This is a genomic window from Murimonas intestini (assembly GCF_024622195.1).
GTDB classification, from domain to species: Bacteria; Bacillota; Clostridia; order Lachnospirales; family Lachnospiraceae; genus Murimonas; species Murimonas intestini.
Genome location: NZ_JANKBI010000007.1, coordinates 23,386 through 38,361 on the forward strand (window position 1 = coordinate 23,386; position 14,976 = coordinate 38,361).

Sequence of the window (14,976 nt, forward strand, 5' to 3'; positions counted from 1 at the left end):
TCATATCCTTCCACTGTCCCTTAATATCCAAAGTCGCGGTCGATCACTGTCCCGTCCATGGCATTAATTGTAAACCAGCTGTTATAAGGCCCGTCTGCCACATCCCTGATCTCTCCTGCCTCTGTCTGCCTTATCATCACCCTGCTGCCAAAAAAATCCCAGACAGGAACAAGGGTCCCCACGTCACTGTTATTTTTCTCTTTGATTCTCATATAACCCAGCCTGACCTCTTTGATCTCAAATTCCGTATGACTGTCTCCTTCCGGCAGGAATGCATATTTTGCAGTCATCATTTCCTCGAAAATTTTTTCTATTTCTGAAAAGGGCAGAAGAAATACATATTCCTCCGATATATCTTCGAGTTTATAGGGATCACCCCAATAGAAACTGGCAAGCCCCCCGTCATCATATATGAGATACAAACCCTCATAGGGCCATGCAGGTGAGTAATCGGCCTGTCCCTCGTCGTGTTCTGATGTGCCGCCGTCAGCGCTTGTGTAAGTGACAGGAATCCCCTCTGTAACCCTTGTATAATGAACGCCATAGCCTACCTCTCCTACAGGCGCAGCCTCGCCTGGCTGTATCTCAACACCCACTGTGAAATACTCTCCCCCGGCCCGCTGCATTTCTGTAAAACCAAGCTTTGTCACGATCTCATCACTCTGCTTTTCAATATCTTCCACAGATATCTTCAGTCCCATCTTCAGCTCATCAATTAAGCTTTCCCCGTACACAGGCATATAGTTGCTGGACAAATCCATTCTGATCACCTGCAGCTGTATCCATTTCCAGTCCTCTGTCCTGTGATTGTCCAGAAATATCCCGTAGTCTTTGCCATCTACTGTAGCTGTGGCGGAAATTCCTCCGGCCTGCGCGCCTCCTCCCCCGGCCTCAGCGGCGGTCGCCAGCTTTCCGTCCAACAGTTCAGTCTCACATGTCTCCGGGGCAGCTTCATACATGGCCCGCAATTCGTCCAACGACTCCTCATAGGGCATGTCCTCTGTGCCGAAGCTCTTATATGCCCCTCCGCCGGCCTCTGCTTTTTCAAGTTCTACTATCATTTCTTCAATCTCGGATTTAGTATAGCCTCTGGCAGGGTCATTTTCCTTATATACCTTGTTCCACAGCTGAGCATTTCCCGTCAGAACTTCTCTGACCTTGTCCAGATCCTCCTGTGTAAAATCCCTTGTCTCTACTTTTTTAAGCCTGAACCCCTCCGCGTCGGGCACCACGACCCTGGCATCCGCCCTGACCTGGATCTGGCCTGTGCCGTCCTTAAAAGATGCTGTATATGTATCAGGCGCCTGCACCTGCTCCGCTATGGTCAAATTTGAGTCTTCCGGCAAAGTCTCTGCCTCCCCGGCGGATTTCTTCTGCTTTACGATCTCCACCTCAGGTGTCTCCTGGCATCCGGCAAAAACGGCTGTCACAAGACAGATGATAAGTGATGCAGAGGATATCTGCCGCAGCCTCTGTTTTATCCCCCAAATTTTTTTCATCTGTTTCTCCCCTCTCTGCTTCCTGCTAATATCCCCTGTCAACGTCCACAATAGTGCCGTCCATGGCATTTATGGTCAGCAGGCTGGTTCCCGGTGTGATAAGATTTGGCTGTTCATAGGAATCCCCCACTATATGATATGTTCCAAAAAAATTCCATACAGGGATCAATGTGGCATCGCCCCGGGCACTGTCTTCCCATATCCTCATATAGCTCAGCGTGACCTTGTCCACATTCATTTCTGTCACAATTCCCTGCTCTGCATAATCTGCATTCTTTTTCAAAATGATACTTTCAAATATATTCTGTATTTCAGAGAAGGGCAGAAGAAATACATATTCCTCCGACAATTCACTGACCTTATATGGTCCCGTCCATTCAAAACTCAGAAGGCCGTCCTTATCATAAGCCATGGTGATCATTTCGTAAGGCCAGTACAGCGTATATGGGATAGTACCCTGGATCTCCACTGTATTGCCATGTGAAAATGTATAGCCTGTAGGAAAATTATCAATCGTCCTTGTGTATACAAATACATATGCACTTTCGTAACCTTGATTCTCTATTCTGGTGCCGGTTGTAAAGTCAGACTCAGAATATCTTTGTGAGTATCCCGCGTCCGTATATGCCAGTTCCATATCATCAAGACCCATGGCCCTGACAGTTTCATCTGCCATTTTCTCAGCTTCCTCTAAAGATAAGGTCTGTTCGACATTTATCTGATCATCATCGCTCATCATCCACAAACCGACATAATCAGCACCGTCTCTTTGTACGCGCATGTTAATATATTTATTATATTCTGAGAGGGAATTTCCTATATTGATAGCATACTGCATACCGTCCATTTCAAAATTTGCACTTTGATCATTATAAGTTTCTGTTTCAGCTTCCTGCTCCTCCCCTTTCCCCACAACTTCCTCTTCCGCAGCACTGCTGTTCACTGAACTATTATTCACGCTATTTTTTTCTTCCTCTTCAGGCAGCTGTGCATCGTCCCGGCCCACAGTTCCTGTTATTTCAGAGCTCAGCGCTTTCCTTTCCTCCTCACTTGAAACACCATATGCATACATATACCACTGCCTTTTGGCTGCATCTTCACTGTATGTGATAGTTATATCAACCGGCTCTGTCTCAAATACTTCCGGACCTGAATCCAACAGACCATATAAATATTTGAGCTGTTCTGTCACACTGTCAATCGAGTACTTTGACAGCATATCTGCATCACCGCTGAGCAGCTTATCGGAAATCTTCTCCAGTTCCTGTGCTTTTATCACAGCCTCTTCTCTTGTCATGGGAGGCTCTCCGGTTTCCGGATAGTATCCTCCTGTCCATGTCCCGGCGTTATGCATGACCGCCTTATGGACAGCGTCATAATCTGCCTGCTCAAACGGCCTTGCTTCCACCCTCTTGATCCTGACGCCCTCAGCGTCCGGGATCTGGATACTTGCATCCACATTGACATACATCATATTGTTCTGGTCATGCAGGTTTGTCCTGTATCTCTCCGGGGCAGCCACCTGGGATCTGATATTTTCAAATTCACCTGCTTCCACCATCCTGGCTTCTGAATCCTGGGTCTTATACCTTACAATTTCCGTATTTGTAGTCTCGCCGCAGCCCGCCGTTCCTGCCAGCACAACAGCGGCTGCCGCCGCCAATGCAGATCCTTTTTTTAATAACAATAATTTTCCCATAATAACATCTCCTGCGGTAAAATATCCGGACCTTTCTTTTTAATATCCCCTGTTTCTCTCTATAATGGTCCCATCCATGGCATTGACAGTGAGAAAGCTCATATTCGCCTGATCCTCAGTGTAAGGCTCAGTCCCTCCATCCTGATAGATATCCCTGCTCCCAAAGAAATCCCATACAGGTATCAGTTTTCCTTCATCCAGATTGTCTTTTTCTCTGACTCTCATATAACTGAGCCGGACATCCGTGATACGCATATCAGTCCTTGATTTTTCTTTATCATCGCTTGTATATTTATTAATGATCATATTTTCAAATATTTTCTGTATTTCTGAAAAAGGCATCAGATATACATTCTCATTGGAGGACTCGCTAATTTCGTATGGATTCCCCCACCAGAAAGCGGCAAGGCCGTCATCATCATATATCAGGCTGATCTTTTCATAAGCCCAGACAGGCGAAAACTGATTGTCAGCGCTCATCTCTGAGTAGGTTCCCTCATCTGGTGTGTAGATAACAGGAATGCCGTCCACCATTCTGGTATAGTACATCATGTATCCCTGCTTCTTAGGAGTCCCGTCACCGTCTCTTCCGTCTAAACCTGCTACTCCGCTGTAATTTTCATATAAAACTATGTCCCCCGCTGAAAACGCCATATCAGTAAACCCAAGTTCCTGCATAAGGGTATCTGCCTCCTGCTTTAACTCATCCAACGATTTTTCCATTGGTTTGGCATTCTGCAGCTCTGCATTGCTGAAGGGACGCTGATATGTACCATCATTACAGCATATATCGAAGTATGTCCATTTATATTCATCACTCAGGTTATTACTCACTCCTACAGAATAAGTCCTCCCGCCCATATTAAAATTTGCGTAAAAATAATTGGGATTCACCTCTTCTTTTGTCTCCTCACCTGCCTCCTGTCCGTCTTCATCTGTAATATCAACAGGTTCCGGATTGATTACAAATTTATCCGCATACTTTTCTGCCGCCTTCTCATCATACTGTATCTTCGGCTCCACGATCTCAGTCTGGGGAGTCTCAGGGGCATCCGCATATGCTGCCTCACATTCTTCTATAGAAGCATCCAGGTCCATTCCTTCATACAGCTGCTTAATCGTTTCATCACCGCTGGCAATCCGTTCCTTGATTGACTTAAAACTGACAATCTGTTCTTCTATCTCTGATTTTGTCATTCCTGACAGGCCGCTGCCATAATTCCTGGTCCACAATTCAGTTTCTTTCATCACCGTTTTGTAGACAGCATCCATGTCAGCCTGTGTATAAGTTCTGGCTTTGACAGTCATAAGCTTTATCCCCTGAACATCCGGCACTGTCACAGGGGCATCCACTGTTACCTTGAGGGATCCTGTGGGATCTTCAAGAGATGCTTTATATTCATCAGGAGCAGCCACCTGCTTTTTAACATTTTCGAATTCATCCTGCGCTACAGTCTCTGCCTGCTCAATATCTGTTTTCTGCCGCACGATCTCCTCATCAGGCGTCTCCTGGCATCCTGCAAGACTTGTGACAATTGCTGCTGACAACAGAACAGCTCCCAATCTATATTTCATGTATATACCTCCATTTTCTTTCTGCTGTCTGTGCAGATAGGCACAGACCTGCCAACTTTTCATTCTTAATTTACTATAACTGAGAATCAACGTTAAAGTATACATAGAAATGTAAACAATTTGAAAATGCCGCACCCGGCCAGGCAGGCCGCTGCGGCATTTCTTCACTTATTTGTACTGGTCCTGTTCTTCATATCCCCTGCTGTTATCATCAAAAATAACATGGATGCTTGTTCCCACGCCCTCAGTGCTCTCGATCTGCAGCCGGGCATTGTGGAGATATGCTATCTGCTTACATAACGCCAGACCAAGTCCGATTCCTCCGGCTTTCTTGCTTCTGGATTTATCTACCATATAGAAGGCTTCCGTGATCTTAGGGATCTCATCCGCGGGGATCCCCTTCCCGCAGTCTCTCACCACGATCTGATTCCCCACTGCAATGACATCTATCGTATCACCCTCTTTGCAGGCTTTCATGGCGTTGTCGATCAGGTTAACCATCAGGCTTTCCATCAGATCCACATCCATCAGGAGCTCTCCCATGGAGCAGGACATCACCAGATACATTCCCTTTTCCTTTAAGTGGTAGCCCTCCAGGACTTCTACCCTTTTAAAAAGCTTTTGCACAGGATAATATTCCATTGCCACAGTCTCATTATCATACATGCCGATCAGGTTCATCAGTTTTCCCGAAAGACGTTCCAGACGCTTGCATTCTGAATTAATATGGACCAGGGCCTTCTTCTGCTGATCCTCACTGATCTTCACGTGCAGAAGTGTGTCAGAATATCCTATGATGGAGGTCATGGGGGTCTTCAGTTCATGCGTCAGGCTTCCCAGAAGCTGTTTACGCCTCTCAGAGACATCCTCCAGCTCTCTGACCTGGTTCTCTACCTGTTCTGCCATCTGGTTGAACGCGGTGCCGACCATACCCAGCTCATCCCTTGATTCCACTCTCACCCTTCGGTCCAGCTCACCGCGGCTTATGCCTGCTGCAGCCCTTTGGAGGCGTTTCAAAGGCCTCAGAGTCCTGCGCACCATAACAGAGACAGCCATGGCTGCCGTCAGGGCAACTGCCAGATATATTCCTATAAACAGAAGCGCCTGCTTCGCTATATCCTCGTACATGGAAGAAATATCGCTTACCATCAGCAGCTGATAATCACCGGACGGCTCCACTTTAATATTTCTTCCCATGATAAGGATCCTGGCGCCTTCCAGGTTCTGTATGACATGAGTCACATCATCTGACGTCCAGCGGCCTGAATCCTTTTCCACCAGTTCAAAATCCGTCAGATTACAGACTATCTGGCCTTCCTTTATCATAATATATTTATTGCTTCCATATTTCTTTAAAAGATAATTAATAAATGATTTTCTGGTAGCCTCACTGTAAGTGAGCAGTTCATTGTCAGACATCTCCTGACCCAGCGCATATGAGGTAGCGCGGACCTGCTGCTCATAATTTTCTATAGTCTGCTCCAGGCTGTAGACCGCCGTCCTGTATATAACAATAGCACCGAAGATCCCAGTCGCCAGCAGCAATGTCACCACAGTCACCAGGGAAATCTTCGTTGATAATTTCATCTTAATCCTCCAGACGGTATCCTATTTTAGGTATTGTCTTAATCACATCTGAGAGATCCAGCTTCTTCCGGATCTGCCCTATATGAACATCTATGGTCCTGGTTTCCCCCAGATAATCACTGCCCCATACCTGGTTAAGCAGCTGGTCTCTGGTAAATGCCACATTCTTATTTTTTGCCAGAAGCACTAAAAGGTCGTACTCCAAAGGTTTCAGGCTGACCTGCACACCGTTTTTAAGCACCTGGTGTTCAGACAGATTGATCTCCACTTCTCCCACAGAAATAATATCTCTCTGCTTGCCTGTCCTCTCCAGCACCTTCTCTACCCTTACTAATAGTTCCAGCACTTCAAATGGCTTTACAATATAATCCTCAGCCCCAGATTTTAATCCCTTGATCTTGGAGCCCACATCTGACTTGGCAGTCAGGTAGATGACAGGTACATTATGTATCTTCATGACATCCATTAATTCAAATCCATCTTTCCCCGGAAGCATCACATCCAGCAAAGCCAGATCAAAGGCCCTACTCTCCTCCAATATCTTCTCTACACCGTCCCCTTCATAGACAGGCACTGCCTCATAACCTGCCACAGTCAGGTTCATGCAGATCAGCTCCGATATGGAGTAGTCATCTTCCACTACTAAAATTCTGTTTTGCACAGCATACTCCCTCCTTGCAGTGATTCTAGCACAGTAAAATGCGAAAAAAAGCATCAAAATGTAAATTATGATACCTTAATACATTATACTTCCCTTTCCTGCAGGGCACAATGGGATTTTATTACTTTAAGTGCCATGCCTCCCAGCTGGCGTACTCCATCCGCATGTCAACCTCAGCCTGAACCTCTGTCACAGGCTCTTCATATTTTTCTGATGTCCGGCCGCAGGAGGCAGCTCCGGCGCCTGCCCCAGCTATCAAACATAAAACTGCACAAAATAAAGCCGTTCTTTTCATTTTCCGAACCTCCTTAAGGCAATCTGCCTTTTCTATTAGGATATCCGTAAAATGTAAAAATGAACGGCTTTTTCATGTAAAATTTCTGGTAATTTTTCTACAGCTTTTTGAATTTTTTCATCTCCTGATAAAGCCTGGCTATGGGCAGGCCAACTACATTATTATAGTCCCCGCATATCCTTTTTACAAATACACCGGCCCGGCCCTGTATCCCATAGGCCCCCGCTTTGTCCATAGGCTCTCCAGTTGCAATATACTCTCTTATCTCTTTATCAGACATTGGATACATCTCCACCTCAGTACATTCTGAAAATGTGTGATATGCCTCTCTTGTGCCTTTCCTGATATAAAAGGTGACCCCGGTATATACATGGTGGCATCTGCCCTGGAGTGATTTCAGCATTCTGGCCGCATCAGCCTCATTCTCCGGTTTGCCGAGAATCTTTTCGTCCAAGGCAACTACAGTATCAGCGCCGATGACAAGTATGCCTTTTTCTATCCTGCCGGCCACGGCCTGAGCCTTCTGGAATGACAGCTCTTCCACCACCTCATCAGGGTTTGTCTTAGTTATGGTCTCCTTTACGTTGCTGATTATAATACGGAAAGTAATACCAGCCTGACGCAGCAGCTCCTTTCTTCTGGGCGAAGCTGACGCCAGGACTACATCTCTCTCATTCGTATTTTTTATCTCCCAATCAAGTGTCTCATCCATCTTATACATGCCTCCTGTATCCGCCGGCTTTGCCCTCTTTGCGGAACCATAAAATTTTAATAGCCTTCATTTCTGCGCAGCTTCCTGAGTTCACTGCGTTTTCTGCCGCCTTCCCACTCAGCCCTTTCATTCTCATTCTCCAGGATGAGTCCGGGCACTTCCACCGGCACACCTTCTTCATCTATTGCCACCATCACCAGATATGCCCTGTTTATCACATGACGCCTGCCATCCAGGCCTTCCACGTAAGTATCCACCCTGACTTCCATTGAGCTGCGGCCCACGTATGTGATTTTTCCCCGCAGGACAAGCATATCATTTATTTTGGCCGCTGACTTAAACTGCAGGTTATCAACTGCCGCTGTGGTTGTCTCCATCCCTGCATGGCGTTTTGAGACGATCCCTGCCATCTCATCGATCCACTGCATAAGCTTGCCCCCAAACAGCCTTCCATATCCATTAATGTGGGCAGGCATGAGCAGATATGAATTTTCCGTCTGAGAATCAGCGACATATTTCATTTCTCTCATGGTCATTTCTCCTTATTTTCTGACGGTACGTCTAAGGGGGTGCTGCGAAATGCAGCACCCCCTTACCGGCAATGGATGGAGGTGGATTCGAACCACCGAAGCAATTTGCAGCAGATTTACAGTCTGTCCCCTTTGGCCACTCGGGAATCCATCCATTTAAACAGCAGTACTAAATAATCCTGCTGACAAGATATATTTATATCATATCCTGTCAGAAATTGCAAGACCTTAAGCTATGCTTTTTGACAGGTAGACAGCAGCAGACCTGGGAGGAAGTGAAATAATGAAATCTCCCCTCTCTGTGGGGAAGGATGCATTTTCTGTGGTAAAGCCATCAGCGTCCGTCTGTATCAGCCTGGTAAGCTGCGCCCCGCCCGGCACCTGTGCCTCCCATACAGGAACCTTAAACTGCTGCTCCTCCTGGCTGTTGTTAAAGATACATATGATCTGCTCCTCCCTGTCAAACCGCCCATAGCTCAGGCAGCTGTGCCTGGATGAGAGCAGTTTGATTGAACCGTGTGCAAAGACCCTGTGCTCTTTGTGTATCCTGATCATCTCCCTGTGAAAATCCAGAAGCTCTCTGTTCTCTTTCCCCCAGGGGTATGTCCTCCTGTTGTCCGGGTCAGTAAATCCGCAGACTCCTGCTTCATCACCATAATAGATGGTAGGCGCACCCGGCCATGTCATCTGCATGACTACAGCCTCACGCATCACGGCAGGGTCCACGTCCTGGCTGGCCGCTTCATATCCAAGGTGTGCCACCCGCCCCACCTTGTGGTTCGTCCTGGTGAGAAATCTGGAGTGGTCATGGTTAGACAGCTCGTTCATGGCTGTCTGGAGTGAAGGCCCCAGGAAATTGCACATGTGATGGCTCATAGCGCCTATGAAACTCTCTTCATTGCCCAGCATATCCTCCCTGTACTCATCACTGTGTTTCTCCATGCCTGTGAAAAACCAGGTGAGCGGCTCCATAAAAGCATCGTAGTTCATGACAGTGTCCCACTCATCACCCTTCAGCCACGGGCCTGCATCCCCATAGTGCTCTGCCAGTATCAGCGCATCAGGGTTGGCCTCCTTTACAACGCTCCTGAAGGCTTTCCAGAAACGGTGGTTGTATTCCTCTGAGAAACCCAGGTCAGCAGCCACGTCAAGTCTCCAGCCATCTGCATTATAGGGGGGAGAAACCCACTTTTTTGCCACGTCCAGGATATAGTCACACAGCATGGGGGAATTCTCGTATGCCAGTTTCGGCAGGGTGTCATGTCCCCACCAGCCGTCATAGAAAGGATTATAAGGCCAGTCATGCTCATTGTTGAACTTAAAGAAACTCCTGTAAGGGCTGCTGCTGTCCACATAGGCGCCTTTTTCATAGCCGGGCTGGTTCTCATATATCCTCTCCCTGTCCATCCACTTATTAAAAGAGCCGCAGTGGTTAAAGACACCGTCCAGGATCACCTTCATGCCCCTCTTATGTGCCTCCTCCACAAACTCAATAAAGAGCTGGTTGCTTGCCTCCAGATTTTCCCTGTCAGTCACCCTTCTGATATATCTGGTGGCATGGGTATTATCTTTGTCACCATAGTTAAGCAGCTCCCCCTCGTCACGGACGATCCTGCCATAATGGGGATCCACATAATCATAGTCCTGTATATCATATTTATGGTTCGAAGGCGACACAAAGATAGGATTAAAATAGATCGCCTCAATCCCAAGGTCCTTCAGGTAGTCCAGTTTATCCATGACACCCTGGATATCTCCGCCGTAGAATTCTCTTACTCCCATCAGCTCAGGATATTTATTCCAGTCCTCTACCCTGGTGACAGTATCATTTATATAGCTGTACTCTCCGTTCTCCACATCATTTCCATGATCCCCGTTGCAGAAACGGTCCACAAATATCTGGTACATGACTGCACCCTTAGCCCACTGGGGCGTTTTAAAGCCCGGTGCAATGGAGAATGAGTAGTATTCCTTCAGGTCATGGGATACTCCCCTTTTATTATAGAAGCATCTCGCCTTTCCGATCTTTACTTCAAAATAATAATGAAGCGTTTTATCGTCCAGCTGCACATCTATTTTATAATAATCAAAATTACCTTCTGTATTGTCATATTCCATCAGCAGCCTGTCTGCTCCGCTTATAAAAAAAACAGCGTCCACATTATCCTTGGCTGTACGGAACCGGATCGTCACCACATCCCCGGGCTCAGGCTCCATTGGCGTCACATAATTTGAGGTCTCATCGCTGAACAACGCATTAGGCTTAAAAACAGGCCTCATCTGCATTACATACTTTTGCTCTTTAAGCAGTTGTTCTAATTTATTGGGATCCATAAAATTCTCCTTTACTTGCCCTTTTGCAGGCACCGCATAACATATTACTATTCTATACCATATAATTCTAACCTACAACCCAATTTTAACACCGTTCACGCCTCAAAACAGTTTTTAGACGGAAAAAAGGCAGCCTACGAACAGCTGCCTTTTTTGGAGAAGGTATTTCTTCTTATGGGGTGTAGCAAAAACTATATAATGTATTGGGGGGGGTTTTACGATGATTATTATAGCATCATGTCCCCAATAAGTGTGCACAAACTTCACAAATTACTCAATCACTTTTTGTTCACATTCCACAAAAAGAGCTTCAAACTCTTCTCTTCCTATCTTTTCCTTTTCTATCAAAAGTGCGGCACAGCGGTGGAGCACACTCTCATGTTCCTTGATGATGGCTCTCGCCTTATCGTGGCACTCATCAATAATACGCTTGATCTCACTGTCTATCAGGCTGGCCGTCTGCTCACCATAGCTCCTTGCGTGAGCCAGGTCCTTGCCGATAAAGACTTCATCCTCATCGTTGTCATAGCGTATCATACCAACCTTCTCAGACATACCATACTGGGGCACCATGGCTCTTGCCAGCTCAGTGGCCTGCTTGATATCCTGTGACGCCCCTGTGGTCACATCGCCGAACTGCAGCTCTTCAGCCACACGCCCTCCGAAGGACACCACGATATTCTGGAGCATCTGGTTCCTGGTGTTGAACATTTCATCCTTCTCCGGCAGAGGCATAGTATATCCTGCCGCGCCCATCCCTGTAGGAATGATAGAGATCGTATGGACAGGCCCCACATCTGGGAGCACCTGGAACAGGATCGCATGGCCTGACTCATGGTATGCCGTGATCTGCTTTTCTTTGTCAGATATGATGCGGCTCTTCTTTTCGGCACCGATACCGACCTTTACGAAGGACTGCCTGATATCCTGCTGGACTATATAGCTGCGCTCTTCCTTTGCCGCATAGATAGCTGCCTCATTCATAAGGTTTTCCAGATCAGCCCCTGTAAATCCTGCTGTAGTCTGAGCCACCTCTTTCAGATCCACATCATCGCCCAGGGGTTTCCCCTTTGCATGAACCTGAAGGATCTCTTCACGCCCTCTCACATCCGGCTTCCCTACGCCCACTTTCCTGTCGAAACGGCCGGGACGGAGGATGGCAGGATCCAATATATCCACACGGTTGGTGGCTGCCATGACTATGATTCCTTCATTGAAACCAAAACCGTCCATCTCCACAAGGAGCTGGTTCAGCGTCTGCTCCCTCTCATCATGTCCGCCGCCCATTCCTGTTCCCCTGCGCCTTGCAACGGCATCGATCTCATCGATAAAGACAATACAGGGAGCATTCTTCTTGGCTTCCTCAAAGAGGTCACGGACTCTGGACGCGCCGACACCTACAAACATCTCTACAAAATCAGAACCTGAGATAGAGAAGAAGGGCACTCCCGCCTCCCCAGCCACCGCTCTGGCAAGAAGTGTCTTGCCTGTTCCCGGAGGGCCTACAAGCAGCACACCTTTTGGGATTCTGGCGCCCACCTGCAGATATTTTTTCGGCTCTTTTAAGAAATCTACGATTTCCTTTAAATCATCCTTTTCTTCTTCCAGACCAGCCACATTTTTAAATGTCACCCTCTTTGCGTCAGGGCTCATCATCTTGGCATGGCTTTTTCCGAAATTCATCATTTTATTATTTCCGCCGCCTGACTGCCTGTTCATAAACATAAACAGGAAAGCCACAATGCCTCCCATGATCAGTATTGGCAGAATTGTTGTGAGAAACAGGCTCTGTCTCTGCACATCGTAAACAAAATACGGAATATTGTCACCCTGAAGCTTCAGCTGTGCTTCACTTACATCGGGGACATATATCTTTTTCGCCGATCCGTCTTTCATATGGATGATCAGCTGGCCTGTGGGCACTTCTGCATTCTGGTGTATATCCACAGAAGCCACATTTCCCTCTGAGACAGCTGTCTCAAACTGCTGATAGCTGTATGTCTCCTGGGTCACAAAACCCTGTCTGAAAATCATAAAACACAATACAACCGCCAGGGCAATCATTATATAAAAGCCCGGACCCCTTGAATTCTTATTCAATGTAAGAATCTCCTTTCTAGACTTCCACTACTCCAATGTATGGGAGATTTCTGTATTTCTGCGCATAGTCCAGGCCATAGCCTACCACGAATTCGTCTGGTATATTGAAACCTGCATAATCTACCTTTACGTCAGTGACACGGCGTTCCGGCTTATCCAGAAGCGTGCACAGGGAGAGGCTTTTAGGCCCTCTCTTCTTAAGTATCTCTATAAGGTAGGCAAGTGTACGACCTGAGTCAATGATATCCTCCACGATCAGGACATCCTTTCCCTCCAGAGGTTCATCCAGATCCTTCACGATCTTGACCACACCGCTTGACTTTGTTCCTGCGCCATAGCTGCTGACAGACATGAAATCCAGAGTTACAGGGACTGTGATCCTCTTTGCCAGTTCACATGTAAAGAAAATGCCGCCCTTTAACACGCAGATCAGATGTACAGACCGTCCTTCATAATCCCTGCTGATCTGTTTCCCGATCTCCTCGATCTTTTTATCCACTTCTTCTTCTGATAACAGCACGCGAATCTTATCTTCCATCTCTTAAAACTCCTCCATCACTTGTACTTTTAAAACTGTTTTTGTTCTTTCTGATATTTTATATGCTTCACTGATACGGTATCCAACAGCCCAGAGGATTTGGGAGCCTTCTGCCAGAAGCAAAACCTGCCCCCTCTTTTCATGAGGCACTTTTTCATCTATGAAATAATCCTTCAGCTTTTTGTGCCCGCCGTCCTTTGTGACAGAAAGACAGTCACCGGGCAGGCGGTTCCGCACTTGAAGTTTATTCCTTATTGTATCATAGTCGAACCATTTCGTATACTTATTTTCCGGAATTAATTGTTTTTTCCAGGGCTCTAGAGAAAATTTTACTGCTATATTCCCAATTTTTATGCAGGAAGGGATTAAAATATCATATTTTTTCTCTATATTCACAAAAATAAGGCTGTCTTCCCCGTCTGCGGCCATATCCGGGCTCAATTCAGCATTGATCAGGCTGAGTCTCCCTCCCTGCAGCTGTGCCGTCAAGTTCCCGGGCAGGGACAGGCTCTTCCTTCCGCAGGAGGCGGCCAGCTTCCTGATATCATCGATATGGCCTGAAGTGACATTCTTAAGGCCTGCGCCTGTCCGCTCAATAGCTGCCCTGAGCATATATTCCTGGAGGATCTCTTCTTCACTGCAGAACAGGGCTGCATCCAGGCTGACCTTGCCCGCCCTCTCAGAAGCCATGCAGGCCTTCAGCGCCTTATCTGCCTGGCGTTCCAGGTAATCCTGCGCCTTTGCCAGTTTGCCCCCCGCCATGACTATGTGCCTGGCCGCCTGGTGGTTACACTCCTTCTCAAGCACAGGCAGAACCTTTAAGCGCAGCCTGTTGCGGGTATAGTCTGTCTCCAGGTTAGTGGCGTCTGTCCGCCAGACAGCGCCCTGTCCTCTCAGGTAAGCCTCTATCTCCGCCCTGGTACATTCCAGCAGGGGCCTTATGATCCCATCCCTCACAGGACGCATGCCGCAGAGGCCCTTTATGCCGCTGCCCCTCACCATGTTCCACAGGATCGTCTCAGCCTGGTCATCCGCATTGTGGGCTACGGCAATGTGTACCCTCCCATGTATCCCGGAAGCACATTCCCCTGCTATCTCCCGGAAAAATCCATATCTGATGCGCCTTCCGGCCTCCTCTGTGGATATCTTTTCCTGCCGGGCCATCCCCCGGACATCTGCATGGCGTATCCTCAGGGGTACGTCAAGCTTCCTGCAGAGCTCTTCCACAAACGCTGCATCCTCCAGGCTCTCCTTCCCCCTGATCCCATGCTCCACATGGGCTGCCATAAGGCCAAACTTTCTCACCCTGCTCAGCCTGTACAGTACAAAAAGCAGGCATACAGAGTCCGCGCCTCCTGATACGCCTACTATCACACAATCCTGTTCTTCTATCATGCGGTACTCATCTATGAGATGGACCACCTTTTTCTCGAAACTGTTCTCCAC

Annotated in this window: 12 protein-coding genes and 1 tRNA gene; all 13 read right to left on the minus strand. The window is 47.3% G+C overall.

Going from position 1 to position 14,976, the window contains the following annotated elements:
- Nucleotides 1-20 precede the first annotated feature (20 nt).
- On the minus strand, nucleotides 21-1,499 hold the full coding sequence (locus NSB28_RS11955; protein ID WP_109626707.1) for a DUF6034 family protein: 1,479 nt from the start codon (nucleotides 1,497-1,499) through the stop codon (nucleotides 21-23).
- A gap of 25 nt (nucleotides 1,500-1,524) precedes the next feature.
- The gene (locus NSB28_RS11960; protein WP_109626709.1) at nucleotides 1,525-3,198 is read right to left on the minus strand and encodes a DUF6034 family protein; all 1,674 of its coding nucleotides are present in this window, start codon (nucleotides 3,196-3,198) and stop codon (nucleotides 1,525-1,527) included.
- A gap of 39 nt (nucleotides 3,199-3,237) precedes the next feature.
- The gene (locus NSB28_RS11965) at nucleotides 3,238-4,773 is read right to left on the minus strand and encodes a DUF6034 family protein (protein ID WP_109626711.1); all 1,536 of its coding nucleotides are present in this window, start codon (nucleotides 4,771-4,773) and stop codon (nucleotides 3,238-3,240) included.
- A 168-nt stretch (nucleotides 4,774-4,941) separates the two neighbouring features.
- Nucleotides 4,942-6,360 (minus strand): HAMP domain-containing sensor histidine kinase, encoded by a 1,419-nt coding sequence (locus NSB28_RS11970; RefSeq protein ID WP_109626713.1) that lies wholly within the window; start codon nucleotides 6,358-6,360, stop codon nucleotides 4,942-4,944.
- A 1-nt stretch (nucleotide 6,361) separates the two neighbouring features.
- Nucleotides 6,362-7,021, minus strand: coding sequence for a response regulator transcription factor (locus NSB28_RS11975; protein ID WP_109626715.1), 660 nt, complete (start codon nucleotides 7,019-7,021; stop codon nucleotides 6,362-6,364).
- A gap of 121 nt (nucleotides 7,022-7,142) precedes the next feature.
- The gene (locus tag NSB28_RS11980) at nucleotides 7,143-7,316 is read right to left on the minus strand and encodes a hypothetical protein (RefSeq protein WP_257497690.1); all 174 of its coding nucleotides are present in this window, start codon (nucleotides 7,314-7,316) and stop codon (nucleotides 7,143-7,145) included.
- Nucleotides 7,317-7,413: 97 nt separating this feature from the next.
- Nucleotides 7,414-8,028: a Maf family protein gene (locus NSB28_RS11985; protein ID WP_109626717.1), complete on the minus strand. Its 615-nt coding sequence runs from the start codon at nucleotides 8,026-8,028 to the stop codon at nucleotides 7,414-7,416.
- Between the two features lie 56 nt (nucleotides 8,029-8,084).
- Nucleotides 8,085-8,558: an acyl-CoA thioesterase gene (locus tag NSB28_RS11990; protein ID WP_109626719.1), complete on the minus strand. Its 474-nt coding sequence runs from the start codon at nucleotides 8,556-8,558 to the stop codon at nucleotides 8,085-8,087.
- A 72-nt stretch (nucleotides 8,559-8,630) separates the two neighbouring features.
- A tRNA-Tyr gene (locus tag NSB28_RS11995) sits at nucleotides 8,631-8,712 on the minus strand.
- A 74-nt stretch (nucleotides 8,713-8,786) separates the two neighbouring features.
- On the minus strand, nucleotides 8,787-10,838 hold the full coding sequence (locus NSB28_RS12000; protein WP_257497722.1) for a glycoside hydrolase family 13 protein: 2,052 nt from the start codon (nucleotides 10,836-10,838) through the stop codon (nucleotides 8,787-8,789).
- A gap of 324 nt (nucleotides 10,839-11,162) precedes the next feature.
- On the minus strand, nucleotides 11,163-12,956 hold the full coding sequence (gene ftsH / locus NSB28_RS12005) for an ATP-dependent zinc metalloprotease FtsH (RefSeq protein ID WP_257517593.1): 1,794 nt from the start codon (nucleotides 12,954-12,956) through the stop codon (nucleotides 11,163-11,165).
- Nucleotides 12,957-13,008: 52 nt separating this feature from the next.
- A complete protein-coding gene (gene hpt, locus NSB28_RS12010) occupies nucleotides 13,009-13,530 on the minus strand; it encodes a hypoxanthine phosphoribosyltransferase (RefSeq protein WP_109626723.1) in 522 nt (173 codons plus the stop codon).
- A gap of 3 nt (nucleotides 13,531-13,533) precedes the next feature.
- Nucleotides 13,534-14,976, minus strand: coding sequence for a tRNA lysidine(34) synthetase TilS (gene tilS / locus NSB28_RS12015; protein ID WP_257497691.1), 1,443 nt, complete (start codon nucleotides 14,974-14,976; stop codon nucleotides 13,534-13,536).